Origin of the sequence: Streptomyces phaeochromogenes (assembly GCF_001418655.1) — a bacterium.
GTDB lineage: Bacteria > Actinomycetota > Actinomycetes > Streptomycetales > Streptomycetaceae > Streptomyces > Streptomyces phaeochromogenes.
Window position 1 is genome coordinate 1 of the sequence record NZ_LIQZ01000555.1, and the last position, 23,289, is coordinate 23,289.

Below are 23,289 nucleotides of genomic sequence, written 5' to 3' on the forward strand. Positions count from 1 at the left end.
AGCCCGGGCCGCGAAATCTTCAGCCCCTCCGGCGTTTGAGGAGCGGGGGTTCGGGGGCGGAGCCCCTGAAAAGGGACGGGAATGGGTAGGGGCGGCGGGGGCGAGGAACAAGTCCGGGACTAGGCCAAAGCGGCGCACCCCGGCAGGGGAGTGCTACGACTCGGACAGGCGCAGCCAGGGCACCGCGGGCCTACCGTGGTCGGGAAAGACCAAGAACACCCCCGAACGCGGAAGGGCCCGGACTCGCACATGACCTCCACCCACGCCTTCTGGCTCGCCGGCCGCCAGGCCACAGGCGAGTCCACCTTCGACGTCACCTCCCCGTGGGACGGCCACCCCGTAGGCAAGGTCTCCGTACCGACCGACGCCCAGGTCGAGGAGGCCGTGGCCGCCGCACACGCCGTACGGGACGAGTTCGCCGCCACCCCCGCCCACGTACGCGCCGCCGCCCTCGACCACGTGAGCCGCCGCCTGGTGGAGCGGACCGAGGAGATCGCCCGGCTCATCTCCGCCGAGAACGGCAAGCCGGTCAAGTGGGCCCGCGGCGAGGTCGGCCGGGCCGTGTCCGTGTTCCGGTTCGCGGCCGAGGAGGCCCGTCGGTTCAACGGCGGCGAGGCCCAGCGGCTGGACACGGACCTCGGAGGGCAGGGGCGCCTCGCCCTCACCCGCCGCTTTCCGAAGGGCGTCGTCCTCGGCATCGCGCCCTTCAACTTCCCGCTGAACCTCTGCGCCCACAAGATCGCCCCCGCCATCGCCGCGGGCGCCCCGATCATCCTCAAGCCCGCTCCCGCGACCCCCCTCTCCGGGCTGCTCATCGGCGAGCTGCTGGCCGAGACCGACCTGCCGGCCGGGTCCTGGTCCGTGCTGCCCGTCGCCAACGACAAGATGCCCGCCCTCGTGCAGGACGAGCGGCTGCCGGTCATCTCGTTCACGGGGTCCGACAAGGTCGGCTACGCGATCATGGACTCCGTACCGCGCAAGCACCTCACCCTCGAACTGGGCGGCAACGGCGCGGCCGTCGTCCTCGCCGACTGGGCGAGCGACGCGGACCTGGACTGGGCCGCCTCGCGGATCGCCACCTTCTCCAACTACCAGGGCGGACAGTCCTGCATCTCCGTGCAGCGGGTCATCGCGGACGCGTCCGTGTACGACCGGCTGCTGCCCCGCGTGGTGGCCGCCGTCGAGGCGCAGGTCACCGGTGATCCGGCCGACGACGCCACCGATGTCGGGCCGCTGGTGAGCGAGGACGCCGCCCAGCGCGTCGAGACGTGGGTGGACGAGGCCGTGAACGCCGGCGCCACGCTGCTCGCGGGCGGCAAGCGCGACGGTGCCTCGTACGCGCCGACCGTGCTGGCCGATGTGCCGGCCGATGTGACCCTCTCCTGCGAGGAGGTCTTCGGGCCCGTTCTCACCGTGCAGAAGGTGGAGGGGGAGGCGGCAGCCTTCGCCGCTGTCAACGAGTCCAAGTACGGGCTGCAGGCAGGGGTGTTCACCCACGACCTGCAGACCGCCTTCCGCGCCCACCGCGCGCTGGAAGTGGGCGGCGTCGTGGTCGGTGACGTGCCGTCCTACCGCGCCGACCAGATGCCCTACGGCGGCGTGAAGCAGTCCGGGGTCGGGCGTGAAGGCGTGAAGTTCGCGATGGACGACTACACGTACGAGCGCGTGCTCGTCCTCACGGGACTCGCTCTCTGAGATCAGGCGCCAGTCGCCAGGCGTCATGCGCTAGGCGCTAGGCGCTAGGCGTCATGCGACGGCCGGAGTCCGCTGTGCGGGGACTCCGGCCGTTGTCGTACCTCGTCCGGACCCTCAGCCGGAGAAGCCGACGTGCGCGAGCCGCACCGGGCCGCGCAGCCCGATGTGCAGGTCGTGGACCCCGGTGGCGCTGAACGGGGTGACGACGGTGGTGTAGTCGTACGGTCCCTGAGTGGCCGGGACATCGAGCCGGGCGATCACCGGGCCGCCGTCCAGGGCCAGTTCGAGTGAGCCCTCGCCCGACACCTCGACGGCGACGGCGACGGTCCCGGTCCCGGGCGCAGGGCCGAAGTCGCAGCCCCGGTACACCAGTTCGGCGGTGTTCTCGTGGGGCCCGTGGGTCCCATCGGTCCCATCGTTTCCGTGGTTCCCGTGCGCGGGTGTCACCGCGTCGCCCGACAGCTTCGTACGGTCGACGATCTCCGCTCCTCGCTGCTCGTCGAAGTCGGCGGCGTTCAGGCCGAGTTCGAGGACCGGGCGCGGGGTGGTGGGCGTGCCGTCCAGCTCGATCGTCGCGCGCAGCCGGACGTCCTCGCTGGACGCGCCCACGAGGAGTTCGTACGGGCCAGGCTCGACGCGCCGGACGCCGTGGACCACGTCCCAGAACTCGAAGGCGGACAGCGGGAGTTCGAAGGTCAGCTCGGTGGAGGCGCCGGGGAGTACGTGGACCCGGCGGTGGGCCAGCAGCTCGCGGCGGGGGCGGGAGACCGACGGGGTCACGGCACGGGAGTAGAGCTGGGCCACCTCGTCGGCCGGCGTGCTGCCCGTGTTGGTGACCGTGAAGGTGACGTGCACGGAGTTCTCGCCCACGTGGGCCACGAGGTTCCCGTACTCGAAGGACGCGTACGACAGGCCGTGGCCGAAGGGGAAGAGCGGGGTGCCCTCGAAGTACAGGTACGTCTGGCGGCTGCCGATCACGTCGTAGTCGAGGAGGTCGGGGAGGTCCGCGTCCGAGGCGTACCAGGTCTGGGGGAGCCGGCCCGCCGGGGAGACGTCACCAGCCAGGACGCGGGCCAGGGCCGCGCCGGCCGCCTGGCCGCCATGGGCCGTCCAGAGGACGGCGGGGAGGTCCGTGGGGTCGGTCGCGTACGGATAGGAGGACGTGATCACCAGGGCCGTGCGGGGGTTCGCGGCGCGGGCCGCCTCCAGGAGCCGCTGCTGGTGGGCGGGGAGGGCGAGGGTCGTACGGTCCTCGGTCTCGCGGCCGTTGATGTGCGGGTCGTTGCCCGCGACCACCAGGACCACGTCGGCCGCGGCGGCCGTGCGGGCCACCGTGTCCTCTCCGCGTTCCGTGATCTCCAGTTCGAGGATTTCCGGGTTCTCGGCGGCAACCTTTACGCCGTCGGCGGTCACAGAGACGTAGCGACCCGTACCGACGTGCTTCAGGAGGTGACCGCCCTCATGGGAACCATGGGAACGATGGGATTCGTGGGACTCCTGAGATTCATGGGATCCATGCGATCCGTGAGGCTCCAGGCGGAAGGTCTCCTGGACGACCCAGCCGCCGGGCTGGTCGGCGGAGGCGCGTACGAAGCCGTCGTCGGCGACCGAGAGATAGCGGCCGTCGGGGGCGCGCAGGGTGAGGACGCCCCCGCCCCAGTCGATCAGCGCGAGTTCGGTGCCCGTGGTGTCGGTGGTGAGCGGGGGCAGGTCCGTGCGGCCCGCGAGGAGGGCCGGGTCCAGCGCACCCTCGGCGCCGCGGACCTCGTCGGTCGCGTCGTCCGCCGACGGCACGCTCAGATACGTACCGGCGGAGGTCTTGATGCGTACGCGGTCCACGCCCTCGGCGAAGTCCACGCGGTCGGCGCCGAAGCGTTCGTAGAGGCCTTCGAGCGGGGTGGAGCGGTGGATGAGGGTGCCGCTGTACCAGTCGAGCTTGCACTCGTCGGCGAGGAGGCCCACCACCGCGATGCGCTTGTCCTGGCCGGGGAGGTCGGGGAGGGGGAGCAGGCCGTCGTTCTTGAGGAGGACGATCGCCTGTTCCGCGGCTTCCCGTGCGAGGGCGCGGTGCGCCGGGGTGTCGAAGTCCTTCGTGTCCGCGTACGGGTCCAGGCGCGGGTCGAACTCGCCGAGGCGGAAGCGGATCGCGAGCTGGCGGCGGACCGCCGCGTCGATGTCGGACTCGGTCAACAGGCCCTGTTCCAGGGCCCCTTGGAGGCGTTCGACGATCTGCGAGCTGTCCGTGCCGTGGTCCGTGAAACTGTCGACGCCGGCGATCAGGGAGGCGGCCGTGGCCTCCTCGTGCGTGTCGAAGTAGTGCTCGTGGTCGACCAGGTTCGAGGGCGCGCCCGCGTCCGAGCAGATCAAGAGGTCCTGGTCCGTCCAGGTGCGCAGGTGCTCGCGCAGATACGGCGACACATGGTTGGGGCGGCCGTTGACCAGGTTGTACGCGGGCATCACGCCGGCCACCGTGCCCGCCTCGACCGTCTCGCGGAAGGCACGCAGGTCGTACTCGTGCAGCACGCGCGGGCGGACGGAACTCGACGCGGTCGCCCGGTCCGTCTCGTTGTTGTGCGCGAGCCAGTGCTTGAGGACCGGGGCCGTCCGCCAGTACGCGGGATGGTCGCCGCGCAGGCCCCGGGTGTAGGCGGTGGCGATCGCGGAGGTCAGCTTCGGGTCCTCGGAGTAGCCCTCCTCGTTGCGGCCCCACAGGGGGTGGCGCAGGAGGTTGACCGTGGGCGCCCAGACGTTGAGGCCGACGCGGTCGTCGCGCGAGCGCATCGCGCGGGCCTCGGTGGAGACCGCCTCGCCGACCCGGCGTACGAGTTCGTCGTTCCAGGTCGCGCCGAGGCCGACCGCCTGGGGGAACACCGTCGCCGGGCCCATCCAGGCCACCCCGTGCAGTGCCTCCTGGCCGGTGCGGAACGCGGCGACGCCGAGTCGCTCCACCGCGGGCCCGAACTGGTGCAGCATCGCGACCCGTTCCTCCAGGGTGAGCCGCGACAGAAGATCGTCGATGCGCTTCGCGAACGGCAGCTGCGAGTCGCGGAAAAGCGGCGTTTGAGCGGTCACGCGAGGATCCCTCTGTGGAAGGTGGGGAGAACGGCGAAGGTCTTTCGAAGCGCTTCGATGCTCATTCGACTCCGGGGCGGGTGTCAAGACACCCAGACGCAACAACTCCGAATCCTCACCGCCATCCCAAGGGTCGGAGGCGACCGGTTCAGACCTTTATACCTCCGAGGAATGTTGGAATCGGCTCTTGTGCACCCCCAGGTGTTCACTTAACCTCGCAGCAACATCGAAGCGCTTCGACTCTCGTCGATAGTCGAAGATGTCGCCCCCGGAGGGTGCGCATACCTCCGAGGTCCGCTTCAGCTCAGCCAGTTCCACTCAGACACCGCAGCCGACGGCCCCACCGCCGGGTGTCCTGCTGTGCGCCATGAAGGGTTGACGCAATGACGCCGAACTCCGCCACTTCCGCTCCCAGTCGGAGAAGTTTCCTCGGCTCCACGGCGGTCGCTGCCGCCGCGGTGGCCGGCGGGATGCCGCTGCTGGCCGCCTGCGGCGGGTCCGGCGGCGGCTCCAAGGACGGCACGACCTCGGGCAAGGACGCGCAGAAGATCCTTCCCGCCTTCGTGGCGCAGAACGTGGTGACGCCGGACATCGCGTCGAAGAACGGCTCCGCCCTCGGTTTCACGAGCAAGCTGGTCCTGGGTGACCTGAAGACCTCGGTGCCGCAGAAGCTCGGCAAGGGCAGCACCATCAAGATCATGTCGCCGTTCTGGGGCACGCCGCCGAAGGGCAGCAATCCCTACTACTCGACGATGAACACGACGATCGGCGCCAACGTCGTCTGGCAGAACCAGGACGGCAACACGTACGACGAGAAGCTGGGCGCGGTTCTCGCCTCCAGTGACATGCCGGACGTCGTGGTGATCCCCAGCTGGAACATGGGCGGCAAGATACCCAGCGCCATCATCAGCAAGATGGCGGACCTCGGCCCGTACCTGTCGGGCGACAAGGTCAAGGAGTACCCGAACCTCGCGGCCATCCCGACCGACGCCTGGCAGTACTCCATCTTCGGCGGCAAGCTGCGCGGCCTGCCCCAGCCCGCCCCCACCGTCGTGGGCATCGTGCCCTTCTACCGCAAGGACGTCTTCGACAAGGAGGGGTACGAACTCCCCACCACCGCCGACGAGTTCCTGGCCCTCGCCAAGGAGATCACCAACGCCAAGGCGAAGGTGTGGGCCTGCGACGACATGAAGTGGAGCGCCTTCAACTTCTTCGGCGTGCTGTCCGGAAGCGAGAAGTCGCTCGGCTGGAACCTCGTCGACGGCAAGCTGATCTACCGGGTCGAGACCGACGAGTACCTCGAATCGCTCGAGTGGACGCGCAAGCTGTACGCGGCGGGCGTCGTCCACCCCGACGCCAGGGCCGCGAACCAGGGCAACGCGGGGCAGCGTTTCACCGACGGCCAGGTCATGATGTACAACCAGAACATCACGGACTGGTGGGGCAAGATGGCCGAACAGGCCACCCAGAACAAGGACTTCCGCATCGCCGGCATGGACATCTTCGGCCATGACGGGGGCGACCCCCAGCTGTGGGCCGCATCGCCCGCGGGCATCTTCGCCTTCATCAACAAGAAGGCGTCCAAGGCAGTGATCCACGACGTGCTGGCCGCCGCGAACGTCACCGCGGCCCCGTACGGCACCAAGGAGTACATGCTCACCAACTACGGGGTGGAGGGCACGCACTACACCGTCAAGGACGGCGTTCCCACCAAGAACGACAAGGGCAACCAGGAGGTCCTGAACGCCTTCGTCATGCTGGCGAGCCCCGCCCCGACCATCGCGCACCCCGACTTCGCGGAGATCGCGAAGGAGCAGGTGGAGTGGCAGCAGCGGATGGGCGCCTTCACCAAGAAGTCCTCCTTCTACGGGCTCCAGGTCACCGAACCGGCCCGCTACACCAGCCTCTCCAACGACTTCGAGGACCTGGAGGACAGCGTCGTCCGCGGCCGCAAGAAGGTCAGCGACATGCAGCAGGCGGTGTCGGAGTGGAAGAGCCAGGGCGGCGACAAGCTGCGCGACTGGTACAAGAAGCTGCTGGACGACAGCGGATCCGCGCAGGGGTGACGAGGTGGCACACAGCACCACTCCGGGCGCCGCCGCGCGCACCGCGCCGTCGACGGCGGACGACACCGTCGAACCCTCCGCCGGAGGGGGCGGATCCACCAGGGCCGCCAAGCCCGCGAAGCCCTCCGGGGTCTCCAGAGCCGAGAAGAAGGCCCTGAAGAAGGCCGCGAACGGCGGCACGCTCAGGACCCGCCTCAAGCGGGACCGCACGCTGATCCTGATGACCCTGCCGGCCGTCCTGCTGGTGCTGGTCTTCAACTACATACCGATCCTGGGCAACGTCGTCGCCTTCCAGGAGTACGACCCGTACATCAGCGACAACGGCTTCGTCGCCATCTTCCACAGCCCCTGGGTCGGCTTCGAACAGTTCTCACGGATCTTCGAGGACTCGGCGTTCTGGGAGGCCGTCCAGAACACCTTCGTCCTGTTCTCCCTCCAACTGCTGCTCTTCTTCCCGATCCCGATCGTGCTGGCGCTGCTCATCAACAGCGTGATCAGGCCACGGGTGCGGGCGGTGTCGCAGGCGATCCTCTACCTGCCGCACTTCTTCTCCTGGGTGCTGGTCATCACCGTCTTCCAGCAGATCTTCGGCGGCGCCGGCATCATCGCGCAGACCCTGCGCCAGCACGGCTACGAGGGTTTCGACCTCATGACCGACCCGGGGATCTTCAAGTTCCTGGTGACGGCGGAGGGCGTCTGGAAGGACGCCGGCTGGGGAATCATCGTCTTCCTCGCGGCGCTGGCCTCGGTCAGTCCCGACCTGTACGAGGCCTCGGCAATGGACGGGGCCGGCCGGTGGCGCCGGATGTGGCACGTCACGCTGCCCGCACTGCGGCCGGTGATCGCCCTGCTCCTGGTGCTGCGTGTCGGTGACGCGCTCACGGTCGGCTTCGAACAGATCCTGCTGCAGCGAGACGCGGTGGGGCCGGGCGCGTCGGAGGTCCTGGACACCTTCGTGTGGTGGAACGGCGTCCGCAACCAGGAGTTCAGTTACGCGGCGGCGGCGGGCCTGATCAAGGGCGTGGTCAGTCTCGGCCTCGTCCTCGCCGCGAACAAGGTCGCCCATCTCATGGGCGAGCAGGGGGTGTACAAGAAGTGAGCGCTGTCACCGACGAACGGCCGAAGGCCCCCGGTCCGAAGGCTTCCGGACGCTGGGCCGCACCGCCGAGGCCCGTCTGGGAGGAGGAGCCCAACAAGGCAGGGCTCGCGAGCAAGGGCATCGTCCTGTCCATCGCATGCCTCGCCGTCCTGTTCCCGCTGTGGATCGTCGTCGTCACCAGTCTGTCCTCGAAGCAGGACATCAGTGAGGCCGGCGGCCTGGTGGTGATCCCCAAGGGCATCACCTTCATCGCCTACCAGGAGCTGCTGAGCGGCGGCCAGGTCACCCGCGCCACCCTCGTCAGCCTGGGCGTCACGCTCGTCGGCACGGTGTTCTCGATGACGGTGTCCATCCTCGCCGCGTACGGGCTCTCCCGCATCGGTTCCGTCGGGCACCGCTGGTTCCTGATGATCCTGCTCGCGACGATGTTCTTCGGCGCCGGCCTCATCCCCACGTATCTGCTCGTGCAGTCCCTGGGGCTGACGGACACGTACCTGGCGCTGATCCTGCCGAGTGCGATCAGTGTCTTCAACATCCTGGTCCTGCGGGCGTTCTTCATGAGCATCTCGCCGGAGCTCACCGACAGCGCGCGGATCGACGGGGCGGGGGACTGGCGGATCCTCTGGCAGATCGTGCTCCCGCTCTCCCGTGCCGTCGTCGCGGTGATCACACTGTTCTACGCCGTCGGCTACTGGAGCGCCTGGTTCAACGCGTCGATCTACCTGAGCGACCAGGAAATGATGCCGCTGCAGAACGTCATGATCCAGCTCGTCCAGAAGCAAGAGCCTCCGGTCGGTATGGGCCAGGCCATCAAGACGGGCCAGCTCTCCGCGCTCGCCGTCCAGATGGCGGTCATGGTGCTGGCCCTGCTGCCGGTCGCGTTCCTCTCGCCCTTCGTCCAGAAGCACTTCAAGAAGGGCATGCTGACCGGCGCGATCAAGGGGTGACTTGCGTCCCCCCCCATCTGACTTGGCTTGGGAACTGTTGGGTTGTTTGTCGGCTGCGGGCTGGTTGTGGCTGGCCGCGCAGTCCCCCGCGCCCCCAAACAATTCCGGTCCGCTCCTCCTTTACGAGTTCCCCCTTTGCGAAGTTCCCCTTTTCCTGGAACGAGGTATGTCATGCGCACGCCCCGCCTCAGTAGACGTGCTGTTCTTGCCGGTAGTGCTGCCGCGGTTGCCGCTACCGCTGTCTCCAGTGCGGCCGTCAGCCCTGCGGTGGCCGCGCCAGTGGCGGGCGCGTCCGGCTATCGGTGGCGCAACGTCGTCGTCGGCGGGACCGGGTTCGTCACCGGGGTCCTGTTCCACCCCTCCGTGCGCGGTCTCGCCTACGCCCGTACGGATATCGGCGGCGCCTACCGCTGGGACGACCGCGCCGGCCGTTGGATCCCGCTCACCGACCACCTCGGGTGGGACGACTGGAACCTGCTCGGTGTCGAGGCGATCGCCGTCGACCCCGCGCATCCGGGGCGGGTCTACCTCGCCCTCGGTACGTACGCGCAGTCGTGGGCCGGCAATGGTGCGGTGCTGCGGTCCGAGGACCGGGGTGCGACCTGGAGCCGGACCGATCTCGATGTGAAGCTCGGGGCCAATGAGGACGGGCGGGGTGCGGGGGAGCGGCTGCTGGTCGATCCGAGGGACAGCGACACGCTGTGGCTGGGGACGCGGCACGACGGACTGCTGAAGTCCACCGACCGTGGGGCCACTTGGGCGACGGCGAGCGGCTTTCCGGCGAAGGCGAGCGCCTCCGGGCAGGGCGTCGTGTTCCTTGTCGCCGTCGGTCGGGCCGTCTACGCCGGGTGGGGCGACGGCGACGGCACCTCGGGCACGGCGAACCTGTACCGCACGGCCGACGGGACGGCATGGGAGGCCGTTCCCGGGCAGCCGTCCGGTACCGCTGCCAAGGTGCCGATCCGTGCCGCGTACGACAGGCACACCCGCGAGCTGTACGTGACATACGCCAACGCGCCAGGTCCCAACGGCCAGTCCGACGGCAGCGTGCACAAGCTGCGGACCGCGACCGGCACGTGGGCCGACGTGACCCCGGTGAAGCCCGGCGGCACCACCGGCGACGGGTCCGCCGACACCTTCGGCTACGGCGGCGTCGCCGTGGACGCCCGCCGCCCGGGCACCCTCGCCGTCTCCACCAACAACCGCTGGGCCGACGTCGACACCGTCTACCGCACCACGAACGGCGGCCGTACCTGGACGTCCCTCAAGGACGCTGCTGTGTTCGACGTGTCCGAGACTCCTTACCTCAAGTGGGGCGACGACAAGCCGAAGTTCGGCTGGTGGATCCAGGCGCTCGCCGTGGACCCGTACGACTCGAAGCACATCGTGTACGGGACCGGGGCGACGCTCTACGGGACCCGTGACCTGAAGCGCTGGGCGCCGCAGATCCGGGGTCTGGAGGAGACGGCCGTGCGCCAGCTGATCTCGCCCCCGGTCGGGGAGGCACACCTGATCAGTGGACTCGGGGACATCGGCGTCATGTACCACGAGCGGCTCACGGCGTCGCCGGCGCGCGGCATGGCGGCGAACCCCGTGTTCGGGTCGGCGACGGGACTCGCGCAGGCCGCGGCCAGGCCGTCGTACGTGGTCCGGGCGGGCTGGGGCGACAACGGCAACGGCGCCTGCTCGAACGACGGAGGCCGGACCTGGGCGCCCTTCGAGGCTCAGCCCGACATCGCCAAGGACGCACCGGGGCCGATCGCCACCAACGCCGACGGCAGCGCGCTGCTGTGGTCCTTCGTGCACTGGGACGGCACGAAGTACGCAGCCCACCGGTCCACCGACAACGGCACGACCTGGTCCGAGATCTCCTCCTTCCCGAAGGGCGCCACGCCGGTCGCCGACCCGGCCGACCCGACGCTCTTCTACGCATACGACACCGACACAGGAACGCTACTCGCCAGCACTGACAGTGGCCTTTCGTTCACGGCGCGTGCGGGCGGACTGCCCTCCGGTGACGCCCAGTTCAAACTCGTCGCCGCGCCCGGAAGGAGCGGTGACCTGTGGCTCTCCGCCAAGTGGAACGGGCTCTACCGGTCCACCGACGGCGGGGCGAGCTTCTCGAAGGTGGCCAGCTGCTGGGCCTCGTACACGCTCGGTTTCGGCAAGGCCGCCGACGGCGCCGACTACCCCGCGATCTACCAGGTCGGCTCTACGGACACGATCACCGCCGTCTACCGCTCCGACGACGAGGCGAAGACCTGGACGCGGATCAACGACGACGCCCACCAGTGGGGCTGGACCGGCGAGGTCGTCGTCGGCGACCCGCGCGTGTACGGCCGGGTGTATCTGGCCACCAACGGGCGCGGCATCCAGTACGGGGAGCCTCTCCGATGAACAACTCGACCTCGGCCCCGAACCCGAACCCATCCTCGATCCCCGGCCATCCAGGTCTCGCCGACGCCACCCGTGGCCGCATTCTCTTCGGCGGCGACTACAACCCCGAGCAGTGGCCCGAGGAGACCTGGCACGAGGACGTACGCCTGATGAAGGCGGCCGGCGTCAACTCCGTCACGCTCGGTGTCTTCTCGTGGGCGAAGCTCGAACCGCAGCCGGGGGAGCGGGAGTTCGGCTGGCTGGACCGGCTGATGGACCTCATGCACGAGAACGGCATCGGGGTCGTCCTCGCCACGCCCACCACCTCGCCTCCGCCCTGGATGGGCAGCCTGCACCCGGACACCCTGCCCCGTGACGAGGACGGCCGCACCGAGTGGTGGGGCGGTCGCCAGCACTTCTCGCACTCCAGTGCCACCTACCGCCGCTACGCCGCCGCGATCACCGAGGACCTGGCCGCCCGCTACGGCAGCCACCCCGCGCTCACGATGTGGCACATCAACAACGAGTACTGCACCTACGACTGGGGCGACGAGGCCGCCGCCACCTTCCGCCGCTGGCTCCGGGACAGGTACGGCACGCTCGACGCCCTCAACTCCGCCTGGGGGACGGCCTTCTGGAGTCAGGGCTACGGCGACTGGGAGGAGGTCCTGCCGCCGCGGCACGCCCACTACATGAAGAACCCCACCCAGGTGCTGGACTTCAAGCGCTACACCTCCGACATGCTCCTGGAGTGCTACGTCGCCGAGCGCGACATCGTCCGACGGCACACCCCGCACATCCCGGTGACCACCAACTTCATGCCGATGTGGGTCGGCCAGGACGCCTGGAAGTGGGCGGCGGAGGAGGACGTCGTCTCCGTCGACATCTATCCCGACCCGCGCGACCCCTTCGGCGCCCAGAACGGCGCGCTCATCCAGGACATGACCCGCTCCCAGGCCCGCGGCCCGTGGATGCTGATGGAGCAGGCCGCCGGGCCCGTGAACTGGCGGGGCGTCAACCACCCCAAGCCGCGCGGCCTCAACCGTCTGTGGTCCCTCCAGGCCGTCGCCCGGGGTGCCGACGCCGTCTGCTACTTCCAGTGGCGGCAGTCCCGCCAGGGCGCGGAGAAGTTCCACTCCGGGATGGTCAGTCATGCGGGGGAGCAGGGCCGCACCTACCAGGAGGTCAAGCAGCTCGGCGCCGAACTCGCCCGTATAGGCGATGAGGTGACGGGCAGACACTCGTCGTCGGACGTCGCGATCCTCCACGAGTGGAACGCCTGGTGGGCCGGTGCGCAGGAGGGTCGGCTCTCCTCCGAGGTCGACCATCCGCAGGTCGTGCGCGCCTGGCACCGCGCCCTGTGGGAGGCCCACGTCACCACGGACTTCGCACACCCGGAGCACGACCTGTCCGCGTACCGGCTGGTCGTCGTGCCCCAGCTCTACCTGCTCACCGACGCGGCGATCGACAACCTCGTCGCGTACGTACGAGGCGGCGGCACCCTCGTCAGCGGCTTCCTCACCGGTGTCGCCGACGAGGACGACCGGGTACGGCCCGGCGGCATGGACGAGCGGCTGCGGGAGCTCTTCGGCATCCGCACCCTGCACGAGTGGTGGCCGCTCGACGCGGACGAGACCGCCGAATGCGACGGCTTCCGGGGCACGTTGTGGTCCGAGGAGATCGAGGCCGAGGCGGACGCGGTCGTGGAGGCCCGCTACAAGGGCGGCGAACTGGACGGCATGCCGGCGGTGTTGTGCAAGGAGCGTGCCTGGTACGTCTCCACGCTGCCCGAACCCGCGGCGCTGCGCGAGCTGATGACGAGCGTGGCCTCCGGTGCGGGCGTGCGGCCGGTGCTCGACGGGCTGCCCCCGCAGGTCGAGGCCGTCCGCCGGGGAGACCTGCTCTTCGTGCTCAACCACGGGCGCGAGGCGGTCACCGTGCGGGTGCCGGGGACGTATCGGAACCTGCTCACCGGTCAACAGGTCACGGGAACGGTGGAGTTGGCGCGCCTCGGAGCGGTGGTGCTCTCACCGTGAGCGCCGACGCGTCGCCTCCACCCGCACCCTCGTCCTCCCCCTCGCCGCACGGCACCTGGGAGCCGTGCCCGGCCGCCCGCTGGGAGGACGCCTTCCTGAGCGGCAACGGCCGTCACGGCGCCATGGTGTTCGGTGATCCGAACGACGACCGTGTGATCGTCACGCACCACACCCTGGTCCGCCCCAACGGCGGCGAACACGCCCGACCCCCGGAGCTGGCCGCCCAACTGCCCCAGCTCCAGGACCGGTTGCTGGCCGGGGACCTGACCGCGGCCGAGGAGTTCACCGACGGGCGTCCGCTGCAGTGGGTGCAGCCCTTCCATCCCGCCTTCCAGGTGCGGCTGCGCCGGCCCGCCGACGGGGAGCGCGGCTACCGCCGCTCGGTCGACTTCACCACGGGCGTCGCCGAGGCGGTCTGCACGGGCCGACGCAGTCGCGTCTTCGTCTCACGCGCGGACGACGTGATCGTGCAGCACGTGACCTCGCCCGGCCTCACCGCGGACATCGCGCTGGACCACCGGCTCCCCGGCGCCCCCAACAGGCTGAGGGTCAGCGACGGCGTGCTCCTCACCCCCGAGGGCGCCGTGCTCACCCTGAGCGCCCGCTATCCCGGCAGCGACCGCGCGTACACCGGAGTGACGCTGGCCGTCGTCACCGGCGGCCGTACGACGCTGACCCCGCCCGGCATCCGCGTGACCGGGGCCGAGTCGGTCCTGCTGCTGACCCGGGTGCGGCGGCACACCGGGGAACTGGACACGGTGGCGGAGGCACAGGCCCTGCGCGAGCTGTTGCCGGACGGCGACGAGGAGCCGTACGGCAGCCTCCTGGAGCGTCACCTGCACCTCCACCGCACCGCGTACCACCGCGTCTCCCTCACCCTGGACGCCGACGACGCCGAACGCGCGCTCCCCGGCTCGGAGTTGCTCAAGCGGCCCAAGAGCCCCGCGCTGCTGGAACGGCTCTTCGCGGCCGGCCGCTACCACCTGCTGTCCGCCGCCGGGATGCTGCCGCCGAGGCTCACGGGGCTGTGGACCGGCGACTGGGACACGGCGTGGTCCGGGGCGTTCACCACGGACGCCAACCTGAATCTGCAGACCGCGTCGGTCGTCGCGGGCGCGCTGCCCGAGGTAGTCGAGGCCCACTCGGCCCTGATCCACGGTCAGTTGCCGCACTGGCGGGACAACGCCCGGGCAGTCTTCGGCGCCCGTGGCATCGTCGCCCCACCGCACACGGACGGCGAGTCCGGGCACACGTACCACTTCAGCCGCGAATACCCGCTGCACCTCTGGACGGCGGGCGCCGACTGGCTGCTCAAACCGCTCGTCGACCACGACGAGACACGCGGGGAGCACGATCCCCGGCTGAAGGAGGCGCTCGCCGAACTCGCCCTGTTCTACGAGGACTTCCTCACCCGGACCGACGAGCACGGCCGGCTCGTCGTCGTCCCCTCCTACTCGCCCGAGAACCGCCCGGCGAACGCGAGCTGGGGCGCGGTCAACGCCGCCATGGACCTCTCGGCGGCCCGGCACGCCCTGGTCACGGCCGCCGCGTACCACCCGGGACCGGACGCCGACCGCTGGCGTGCGCTCGCCGAACGGCTGCCCCCGCACCGCGTCAACGACGACGGAGCGCTCGCCGAGTGGGCGTGGCCCGGCCTCGACGACACGTACGACCACCGGCACCTCAGCCATCTGTACGGCGTGTGGCCGCTCGACGAGATCAACCCGTACGACACCCCGGATCTCGCCGCCGCCGCGCACCGGGCGCTCGAACTGAGGGGCGCCGAGAACGACTCCGCGCACGGTCATCTGCACCACGCGCTCGTCGCGGCCCGGCTGCGCGACGGCGAGCGGGTCGCGCACGCGCTCGGCCAGGTGCTGGAGGGCGACTTCTTCCACGCCTCCCTCATGAGCGCGCACTACCCCCGCCGCGACGTCTACAACGCGGACGCCGCCCACACCCTCCCCGCCGTGATCGTCGAGACGCTGATCCAGTCGACGCCCGACCGGCTGGTCCTCCTACCCGCCCTGCCCGCCGCGTTCCCGGAGGGCGAACTCCGGGGCGTACGAACGAGGTTCGGCGCCGAGGTCGACCTCGGCTGGAGCCCGGCGGGAGCCCGCGCGGTGGTACGGCCCACCCGGACCCACCGCGTCGACCTCAGGACTTCCTCCGGAACGCGACCGCTCCACCTGCGAGCCGGAGAAGACCGCGTCCTCACCCTGGGGCCGCGGTAGATCCACCGCAGATCCACAGCAGATCGAACCCCCACACCCCCCCACCCATGGAAGGGACACCATGGCAACACGCACGCTGACCCGGATCACCAAGGCACTCCTGGCTCCGGCCCTCGCGCTCGGCGCCACCATCGGCCTCGCCTCCGCGCCCGCCTCGGCGGCCGTCTGGAACTCCTGCGACCAGTGGGGCAACACCAGCCTCAACGGCTACACGCTCTACAACAACATCTGGGGCTCCGGCGCCGGCAGCCAGTGCATCTGGGCCAACTCCGGTACCAACTGGGGTGTCTGGGCCAACCACCCCAACACCGGCGGCATCAAGTCGTACCCGAACTCCAAGAAGGTGATCAACAAGACGATCACCTCGCTCGGTTCGCTCAGCAGCAGCTACAACGTCACCGTCCCGTCCTCGGGCGCGTACAACACCTCGTACGACATCTGGGACACCGACTACGACTACGAGATCATGCTCTGGGTCAACTACAACGGAGCGGTCGGCCCGTTGGGCACCTCGCAGGGCAACGTGACTCTGGGCGGCCACACCTGGACCGTCTACAAGGGCAACAACGGCGCCAACGAGGTCTTCTCGTTCCTGCGCACCTCGGACTCGAACTCCGGGACCGTCAACGTCCTGCCGATCCTCAAGTGGATCAAGGACACCAAGGGCTGGATGGGCAACGAGACCATCGGCGACGTGCAGTTCGGCTTCGAGATCACCTCGTCGTCCGGCGGCCTGGACTTCGCCACCAACAACCTGACGGTCTCCAGCAGTTGAGCCCCACCGTCATCGGTATCGCCACCGTCACCGGCAGGTGACCGTACGCCCGGGTCGGCGCCGTCCCCCACGCGGGACCGGCCCGGGCTGCGCCCACCTCCACGCCTACCGCTGCGACGTCGTCTCCCTCACCCACGGCAGCAGCGTCCGCTCCGCGAGCACGAGCGCGTAGAACAGCGCCACGCTCATCACGCCGAGCAGGGCGATCGCGGCGAACGCCAGCGCGGTGTCGGAGTTCGCCCCGGACTGTACGACGACGAAACCGAGCCCTTCGTCGCCCGCGCTGAACTCGCCGATGACCGCGCCGACGGCCGACAGCGGCATGGCGACCTTCAGTCCGACGAAGATCTGCGGCAGCGCGCTCGGGAAGCGGAACCTGAGGAACGTCTGCGTGCGCGACGCGCGCAACGACCGTGCCAGCTCGACGAGTTCGACCGGTGTCGAGGTGAGCCCGCCCGCGACCGACAGCACGACGGGGAAGAAGCAGACGAGCAGCGCCATGACGACCTTCGGCTGCTGCCCGAACCCCATCCACACCACCAGCAGCGGGGCCAGCGCCACCTTGGGCACCGCGTTGAACGCCACCAGGAGCGGCGAGAACATCAGCTCCACGATCCGCGACGCCGCGATCGCCACCCCGATCGCCAGCCCCGCCGCCACGGCCAGCGCGAAGCCCAGCACGATGACGACGAGCGTGGTGAGCGCCTCGCCCAACAGATAGCCGGGCACGCGGAGGAAGGCGTCCAGCACGTCCGCCGGTGACGGCAGGACGATCTCCGGTACGTCGAACACGACCACGGCGAGTGCCCAGGTGCCGATGGCCGCGGCCAGCCCGAGCACGGGCCAGCCGAACTCCATCACCCGCCTGAGCACTTCAGGACTTCGGCACCAGGTCGAAGGAGACCAACTGCTCGGGCGTCAGGCCGGACTTGACCGCGCCGGCGTCCACCAGCGCCTTGATCGCCCCGGCCACCCGCTCGCGGTCCATCGTGCCGATCGGCGCCCCGTCCTCCTTGGGCTGCACGGCCTCGCCGACCAGCTCGATCTCCGCGGCGGCGGCCTTCTCGTTGACGGTCGGATGCTTCTTCGCCAGCACCGAGGCCGCTTCCTCCGGGTGGTCGATCGCGTAGCGCATGCCCTTGAGCAGCGCCGCTGTGAAGCGTCTGACCAGGTCCGGGTCCTCCTCGGCGATCTTCGTGGTGGTCGTGATGGCCGAGCCGTAGCTCTCGGTGAGGAACTTGCCGAACGGCAGGACCACGACGTCCCTGCCCTTGACGGCGTTCTCGATGTTCGGGCGGCCCACCCGGTACTGGCCGACCGCGTCGACCTTGCCTGCCGCGAGGTTGACCCCGAGCTGCTGGGGTTCGAGATTGACGAAGTCGACCTTGTCGGCGTCGAATCCCGCGAGCTTCGCGTACGCCGGGAAGAGGGCCCCGATGACCGACCCGGCCGGGTCCGCGATCTTCTTGCCCTCCAGGTCGGCGGGCTTGCTGATACCGCTGTCGGCCAGCGCCATCACCGCCGCGTCCGTGGTCTGGTGGACGGCCGCGACCGCCGTCACACCGGACACCTTGCCGCTGCCGACCTGCATGATCGTGCTGCTGAGGTCGACGGGCGCGAACTGCGCCCGCCCGCCGGCCAGCGCGGCCAGACTGATCGCGCTGCCCTGCCCCGGCTGGATGGTGACCGAGACGCCCGCGTCGCTGAAGTAGCCCTTGTCCTGGGCGACATAGGCGTACGCCTCGCGCCCGAAGGTGCCGAAACCGGTGATGTAGGTGACCTTGTCGGGCGCGGAACCGCCGGAGGAGGATGCGCCCTTGCCGTTGTCGTCGTCGGAGCCGCAGGCCGTGGAGAGCGCCGCCGTCAGCAGGACAGCCAGGAGCGCGGCGGGTAACCGCGTATTCCGTCTCATGGCTCTCAAGTGGAGCTGTTGAGGCGGAAGTTGTCGATACCGCAGACCTGGTTGTCATGTAACAAACATCGACCAGGCTGGTTGATCACGGATTGCGCCGCCCTATTCTCGGCCGTACGGCTACGGCTACGGCTACGGCAATCGCTATCGATACTGCTACCGCTACCACTCAAGGTGAACCGGTGATGGAGGGCAGACCGTGATCCGAGTGCGCGGCGTGTCGAAGAGTTTCAACGGCCGCAGGGGGACCGTGGAGGCCCTGCGCGGCATCGAACTGGACGTCGGGGACGGTGAGTTCGTGGCGGTCCTGGGCCGCTCCGGCTGCGGCAAGTCCACCCTCCTGCGGGTGATCGCCGGACTGCTCCCGGCCTCCTCCGGCGAGGTACGGATCGCGGACGAGCCCGTGCGGGAACCGCGCCGGGACGTCGCCATCCTCTTCCAGCGCCCGGCCCTGCTTCCCTGGCGGTCGGTGCTCGACAACGTCCTGCTGCCCATCCAGGTCCACGGCCGACCACGCCCCGAACACCGGGAATCCGCACGGCAGTTGCTGTCCACCGTCGGCCTGGACACCCCCTTCCACAAACGCCTGCCGCACGAGCTGTCCGGCGGCATGCAGCAACGCGTGGCGCTCTGCCGCTCACTGATCCAGCGTCCGCGCGTGATGCTGATGGACGAGCCCTTCTCGGCCCTGGACGCCCTGACCCGCGAGGAGTTGTGCGAGGTGCTGCAGCGTGTGCACATGGAGTACGCCGCCACGGTCGTCCTCGTCACCCACTCCATCGAGGAGGCGGTCCTGCTCGCCGACCGGGTCGTGGTCCTCAGCCCGCGCCCCGGCCAGGTCCGTACGGTCCTCGACGTGCCCGTCCCGCGCCCCCGCTCCCTGGGCCATGACGCGCACGCCACCGAACTCGCCCGCTGCCGCGCCGAGTTGCACGACCTGCTGCTGGCCAGCCACATGACGGGAGTGTGAGCGGGGAGATGGAGCTGCGCCTCTTCACCGAGCCGTACCACGGGGCCACCTACGACGAACTGGCGCGGGCCGCCCGGCACGCGGAGGAGTGCGGCTTCGAGGGCTTCTTCGTAGCCGACCACTACCACCCGATGCACTACACCGACGCCCTGCCGGGACCCACCGACGCCTGGACCACCCTCGCCGGTCTGGCCCGCGAGACCTCGCGCATCCGGCTCGGCACCCTCATGACCTCGGCCACCTTCCGGCACCCCGGCCCGCTCGCGGTCACCGTCGCCCAGGTCGACGCGATGAGCGGCGGCAGGGTCGAACTCGGCCTGGGCGCCGGTTGGTTCGCCCTCGACCACAGCGCGTACGGCATCCCGTTCCCGCCACCCGCCGAACGCTTCGAGCGGATGGAGGAACAGCTCCGGATCGTCACCGGCCTCTGGGCCACCCCGCCCGGCGAGCGCTTCTCGTACGAGGGCCGCCACTACCGGCTGACCGACTCGCCCGCCCTGCCGAAGCCCGTCCAGCGGCCGGCCGTGCCGATCATCGTGGGCGGCCGAGGCCCCCGCCGCACACCGGGACTGGCCGCCCGGTACGCCGACGAGTTCAACCTGCCCTTCACCTCGCCCGAGCAGAGCGCCGACCTGTTCGCGGGCGCGCGGGCCGCCAGGGAGGCGATCGGCGGACCTCCCCTGATCCTCTCGGTGTGCCTCGGCATCGCCTCCGGCCGCACCGAAGCCGAGATCGACACCCGCCTCGCCCTGCTGCACGAGCCGTCCCGCCTCCCCCCGGAGGAACCGCTGCACGGCCCTCCGGGGAAGATCGTCGACGTGCTCGGCCAGTACGCCGACCTCGGGGCCTCTCGCGTGTACGTACGCCTGCGCGATCTCTCCGACCTCGACCACCTGGACCTGCTGGCGGCCGAGGTCGCACCTCAACTCTCTTGAGGGACTCCCTTGAGATCGCCCCTCAACGTCCTGGAGAGGGAAGGCCGTTACTCGGCGATCGGGAGAGCCGCCCCGTCCCGCAGGAAGAGCGGTATCCGGTCCAGCGGGGCGTCCACCGTGACGTTCGTACCGCCCTCGTACGAGGTTCCCGTCCAGGCGTCCGTCCACCGCGCCCCGGCCGGGAGATAGGCCGTACGCACGCTCGCCCCCGCCGTCAGGACGGGCGCGACCAGCAGATCCGGGCCGAAGAGATACGAGTCGGCCACCGACCAGGTCGCCTGGTCGTCCGGGAACTCCAGGAACAGGGGCCGCATCACCGGCAGCCCCTCCTCGTGCGCGGCCCGCATCACGTCGAGGACGTACGGCTTCAGGCGCTCACGCAGCCGGAGGTACTTCTCCATGATCGTGCCGGCCTCCTCGCCGTACGACCAGACCTCGTTCGGGCCGCCGGTCATGTCCGGGCCGAGCGGCATGCCCGGGTCCCGGAAGCCGTGCAGCCGCATCAGCGGGGAGAGCGCGCCGAACTGGAACCAGCGGATCATGACCTCGCGGTACGCAGGGTCGTCCGGGTCGCCGCCGTGGAAGCCGCCGATGTCGGTGTTCCACCAGGGGATGCCGGACAGCGACGTGTTGAGGCCCGCCGCGATCTGACGGCGCAGGGTCGCGAAGTCCGTGCCGATGTCACCGGACCACAGGGCGGCCCCGTAGCGCTGACTGCCCGCCCACGCCGAGCGGTTGAGGGTGACGATCTCGGTCTCGCCGGCCGCGATCATGCCCTCGTAGAAGGTGCGGGCGTTCTCGCTCGGGTACATGTTGCCGACTTCGAGACCCGGGCCCGCCCAGTAGCGCAGGTTCTCCTGGAAGCCCGGCTTCAGCTCCGGCTCGCAGGCGTCGAGCCAGAAGGCCGTGATCCCGTACGGATCAAGGTAGTTCTCCTTGATCCGCGACCACAGGAAGTCGCGCGCCTCGGGGTTGGTCGCGTCGTAGAAGGCGACCTGGACCGTGGAGGCGACCTCCTTGTCCGGCCAGTCGGCGTGCGCCATCGGGCCGTACTGCGTGCCGATGAAGTAGCCGCGCTGCTCCATGAGTTGATGGTTCTCGGAGAGCGGGGAGACGGACGGCCAGACCGACACGACCAGCTTGATGCCGAGCTCCTCCAGCTCCTGCCGCATCGCCGCCGGGTCGGGCCACTCCGCCGGGTCGAACTTCCAGTCGCCCAGGTGCGTCCAGTGGAAGAAGTCGCAGACGATCGCGTCGATGGGCAGGCCCCGGCGCTTGTACTCCCTTGCCACGCCCAGGAGTTCGTCCTGCGTGCGGTAGCGCAGCTTGCACTGCCAGAAGCCGGCGGCCCACTCGGGCAGCATCGGCGTACGGCCGGTCACCGCGCTGTAGCGACGCTGCGCGTCGGCCGGCTGACCCGCGGTGATCCAGTAGTCGATCTGCCGGGCCGAGTCCGCCACCCAGCGCGTGCCGTTGCCCGCGAGCTCGACGCGGCCGATGGCCGGGCTGTTCCACAGCAGGGTGTAGCCGCGGCTGGAGGTCAGCACCGGGATGGTCACCTCGGCGTTGCGCTGGATCAGGTCGAGGACGGCGCCCTTCTGGTCGAGCAGCCCGTGCTGGTGCTGGCCCAGGCCGTACAGCTTCTCGCCCTCGTACGCGGCGAAGCGCTGCTCCAGCCGGTGGTGGCCGTTGCCGACCGGGGTGTAGAGGCGCGGTCCCGGCCACCAGAAGTGGGCGCGCTCCTCGGTGAGGAGTTCCGCGGAGTCGTCGGTGCGGAGGAAGCGGATCAGGCCCTCGGCGTCGACCTCGACGGTCAGCGCGCCGACGGTCAACTGCCCCCGCCCGTCCTCGATCTTGACGGAGGCCTCGGTCGCGGGCGCCTCGTCGAGCAGCGCGCCCGGCAGACTCTCCAGGACCGGTCCGCCGAGCCTGGCCCGGACCCGGACCGCGTCGGGGCCCCACGGCTCGACGCGTACGGTCTCCTGTCGGCCGCTCCACTCCAGGGCGCCGTCGCGTTCGCGGAACGTGCCGACGGTGGGGGAGGACTGGGTGAGGCTGGCGGACCCTTGGCCGGGCTGACCGGCCTGTCCGGGCTGTCCGGGGTGGTTTGCGGCAGGCTGATTCACGTGGGGTGCTCCTGAAGGAAGGAGTGGCGACAGGACCCGGTGACGCGGCTCCGGCGGACCGGGACAGGTTGGGGTGCCCCAACGCCCATGAGACGCGGGGTGGTTGGTGCGGTTGGTTCAGGAAGCGGCCGGGCCCGTGCTCGCCCGTACCGTCAACTCGGGTGCGAGAAGCACGACTTCGTCCTTGCCGTGCCCTTCGAGCTTGGCGATCAGATGCTCCACGGCGTGCCGGCCCATCTCCTGCGCGGGGATGGCGACCGAGGTCAGCCGCACCGAGGCCTGGGTGGCGACCTGGTCCGGGCAGATCGCGATCACCGACACGTCCTCGGGGATGGCCCGGCCCTGCTGGCGCAACAGCGCGAGCAGCGGCTCGACCGCGGACTCGTTCTGTACGACGAAGCCCGTGGTGCCCGGGCGCTCGTCGAAGATCCGGGACAGGGTCAGCGACATCGCGTCGTAGCCGCCCTCGCACGGGCGGTGCAGCACGCGCACGCCCAACTCCCGTGACCGGGACCGGAGTCCGTCGAGCGTGCGCTCGGCGAAGCCGGTGTGCCGTTCGTAGACCGCGGGCGCCTCGCCGATGACAGCGATGTCACGGTGACCGAGCATCGCGAGATGCTCGGCGCACAGTGCGCCCGTGGCGCCGAAGTCGAGATCGACGCAGGTCAGGCCGCTGGTGTCGGCGGGCAGACCGATGAGGACGGACGGCTGGTCCGTGCCGCGCAGCAGCGGCAGCCGCTCGTCGTCGAGCTCGACGTCCATCAGGATCATCGCGTCGGCGAGCCCGCTGCCGGTGACCCGGCGCACGGCGTCGGGACCCTCCTCACCGGTCAGCAGCAGCACGTCGTACCCGTGGGTGCGGGCCGAGGTCGCCACGGCGATGGCGATCTCCATCATCACGGGTACGTACATGTCCGTACGGAGCGGGATCATCAGCGCGATGATGTTGGACCGGCTGCTTGCCAGTGCCCGGGCTCCCGCGTTGGGGTGGTACCCGAGCTGCTGGATGCTCTGCTCGACCCGCTCGCGGGTACCCGCGGAGATGG

General features: G+C 70.0%; 15 protein-coding genes. 10 read left to right on the top strand and 5 right to left on the bottom strand.

Features of this window, described 5'->3' with window-relative positions; all coding sequences use genetic code 11:
• Positions 1–249: 249 nt before the first annotated feature.
• Positions 250–1,695, top strand: a complete 1,446-nt coding sequence (locus AOK17_RS45555) for an aldehyde dehydrogenase family protein (RefSeq protein ID WP_055618534.1) — start codon at positions 250–252, stop codon at positions 1,693–1,695.
• Between the two features lie 114 nt (positions 1,696–1,809).
• Here AOK17_RS45555 and AOK17_RS45560 read toward each other — a convergent pair whose 3' ends face one another.
• Positions 1,810–4,767 (bottom strand): glycoside hydrolase family 3 C-terminal domain-containing protein, encoded by a 2,958-nt coding sequence (locus AOK17_RS45560; RefSeq protein WP_055618535.1) that lies wholly within the window; start codon positions 4,765–4,767, stop codon positions 1,810–1,812.
• A 383-nt stretch (positions 4,768–5,150) separates the two neighbouring features.
• Between AOK17_RS45560 and AOK17_RS45565 the strand changes: the two genes are divergently transcribed.
• The 7 genes from AOK17_RS45565 to AOK17_RS45595 all read left to right on the top strand — a co-directional run bounded on the left by AOK17_RS45565 (position 5,151) and on the right by AOK17_RS45595 (position 16,300).
• Positions 5,151–6,833, top strand: coding sequence for a type 2 periplasmic-binding domain-containing protein (locus AOK17_RS45565; protein ID WP_055618536.1), 1,683 nt, complete (start codon positions 5,151–5,153; stop codon positions 6,831–6,833).
• 4 nt (positions 6,834–6,837) lie between these two features.
• The gene (locus AOK17_RS45570; RefSeq protein ID WP_055618537.1) at positions 6,838–7,932 is read left to right on the top strand and encodes an ABC transporter permease; all 1,095 of its coding nucleotides are present in this window, start codon (positions 6,838–6,840) and stop codon (positions 7,930–7,932) included.
• Positions 7,929–8,879: a carbohydrate ABC transporter permease gene (locus AOK17_RS45575; protein ID WP_055618538.1), complete on the top strand. Its 951-nt coding sequence runs from the start codon at positions 7,929–7,931 to the stop codon at positions 8,877–8,879. The genes AOK17_RS45570 and AOK17_RS45575 overlap by 4 nt, the downstream gene beginning before the upstream one ends.
• A gap of 171 nt (positions 8,880–9,050) precedes the next feature.
• Complete coding sequence (locus AOK17_RS45580) at positions 9,051–11,276, top strand: WD40/YVTN/BNR-like repeat-containing protein (RefSeq protein WP_055618539.1); 2,226 nt, start codon at positions 9,051–9,053, stop codon at positions 11,274–11,276.
• Positions 11,273–13,291 (top strand): beta-galactosidase, encoded by a 2,019-nt coding sequence (locus tag AOK17_RS45585; protein WP_055618540.1) that lies wholly within the window; start codon positions 11,273–11,275, stop codon positions 13,289–13,291. The genes AOK17_RS45580 and AOK17_RS45585 overlap by 4 nt, the downstream gene beginning before the upstream one ends.
• Complete coding sequence (locus AOK17_RS45590; protein ID WP_055618541.1) at positions 13,288–15,525, top strand: glycosyl hydrolase family 95 catalytic domain-containing protein; 2,238 nt, start codon at positions 13,288–13,290, stop codon at positions 15,523–15,525. The genes AOK17_RS45585 and AOK17_RS45590 overlap by 4 nt, the downstream gene beginning before the upstream one ends.
• A gap of 61 nt (positions 15,526–15,586) precedes the next feature.
• Positions 15,587–16,300 (top strand): glycoside hydrolase family 12 protein, encoded by a 714-nt coding sequence (locus AOK17_RS45595; protein WP_055618542.1) that lies wholly within the window; start codon positions 15,587–15,589, stop codon positions 16,298–16,300.
• Positions 16,301–16,405: 105 nt separating this feature from the next.
• Here the strand turns inward: AOK17_RS45595 and AOK17_RS45600 are convergent, their stop codons facing one another.
• Together AOK17_RS45600 and AOK17_RS45605 are read right to left on the bottom strand one after the other, a co-directional pair.
• The gene (locus AOK17_RS45600) at positions 16,406–17,173 is read right to left on the bottom strand and encodes an ABC transporter permease (protein WP_245697808.1); all 768 of its coding nucleotides are present in this window, start codon (positions 17,171–17,173) and stop codon (positions 16,406–16,408) included.
• Position 17,174: 1 nt separating this feature from the next.
• Positions 17,175–18,212 (bottom strand): ABC transporter substrate-binding protein, encoded by a 1,038-nt coding sequence (locus tag AOK17_RS45605; RefSeq protein WP_055618543.1) that lies wholly within the window; start codon positions 18,210–18,212, stop codon positions 17,175–17,177.
• A 199-nt stretch (positions 18,213–18,411) separates the two neighbouring features.
• Here AOK17_RS45605 and AOK17_RS45610 point away from each other — a divergent pair, with 199 nt between their 5' ends.
• Complete coding sequence (locus AOK17_RS45610; RefSeq protein WP_055618544.1) at positions 18,412–19,182, top strand: ABC transporter ATP-binding protein; 771 nt, start codon at positions 18,412–18,414, stop codon at positions 19,180–19,182.
• Between the two features lie 8 nt (positions 19,183–19,190).
• Positions 19,191–20,117 (top strand): LLM class F420-dependent oxidoreductase, encoded by a 927-nt coding sequence (locus AOK17_RS45615; RefSeq protein WP_055618545.1) that lies wholly within the window; start codon positions 19,191–19,193, stop codon positions 20,115–20,117.
• Between the two features lie 47 nt (positions 20,118–20,164).
• Here AOK17_RS45615 and AOK17_RS45620 read toward each other — a convergent pair whose 3' ends face one another.
• Both AOK17_RS45620 and AOK17_RS45625 read right to left on the bottom strand, forming a co-directional pair.
• Positions 20,165–22,243 (bottom strand): TIM-barrel domain-containing protein, encoded by a 2,079-nt coding sequence (locus AOK17_RS45620; RefSeq protein WP_055618546.1) that lies wholly within the window; start codon positions 22,241–22,243, stop codon positions 20,165–20,167.
• 117 nt (positions 22,244–22,360) lie between these two features.
• Positions 22,361–23,289 (bottom strand): LacI family DNA-binding transcriptional regulator (locus AOK17_RS45625; RefSeq protein ID WP_055618547.1); only part of this gene is annotated, 929 nt, incomplete at its 5' end.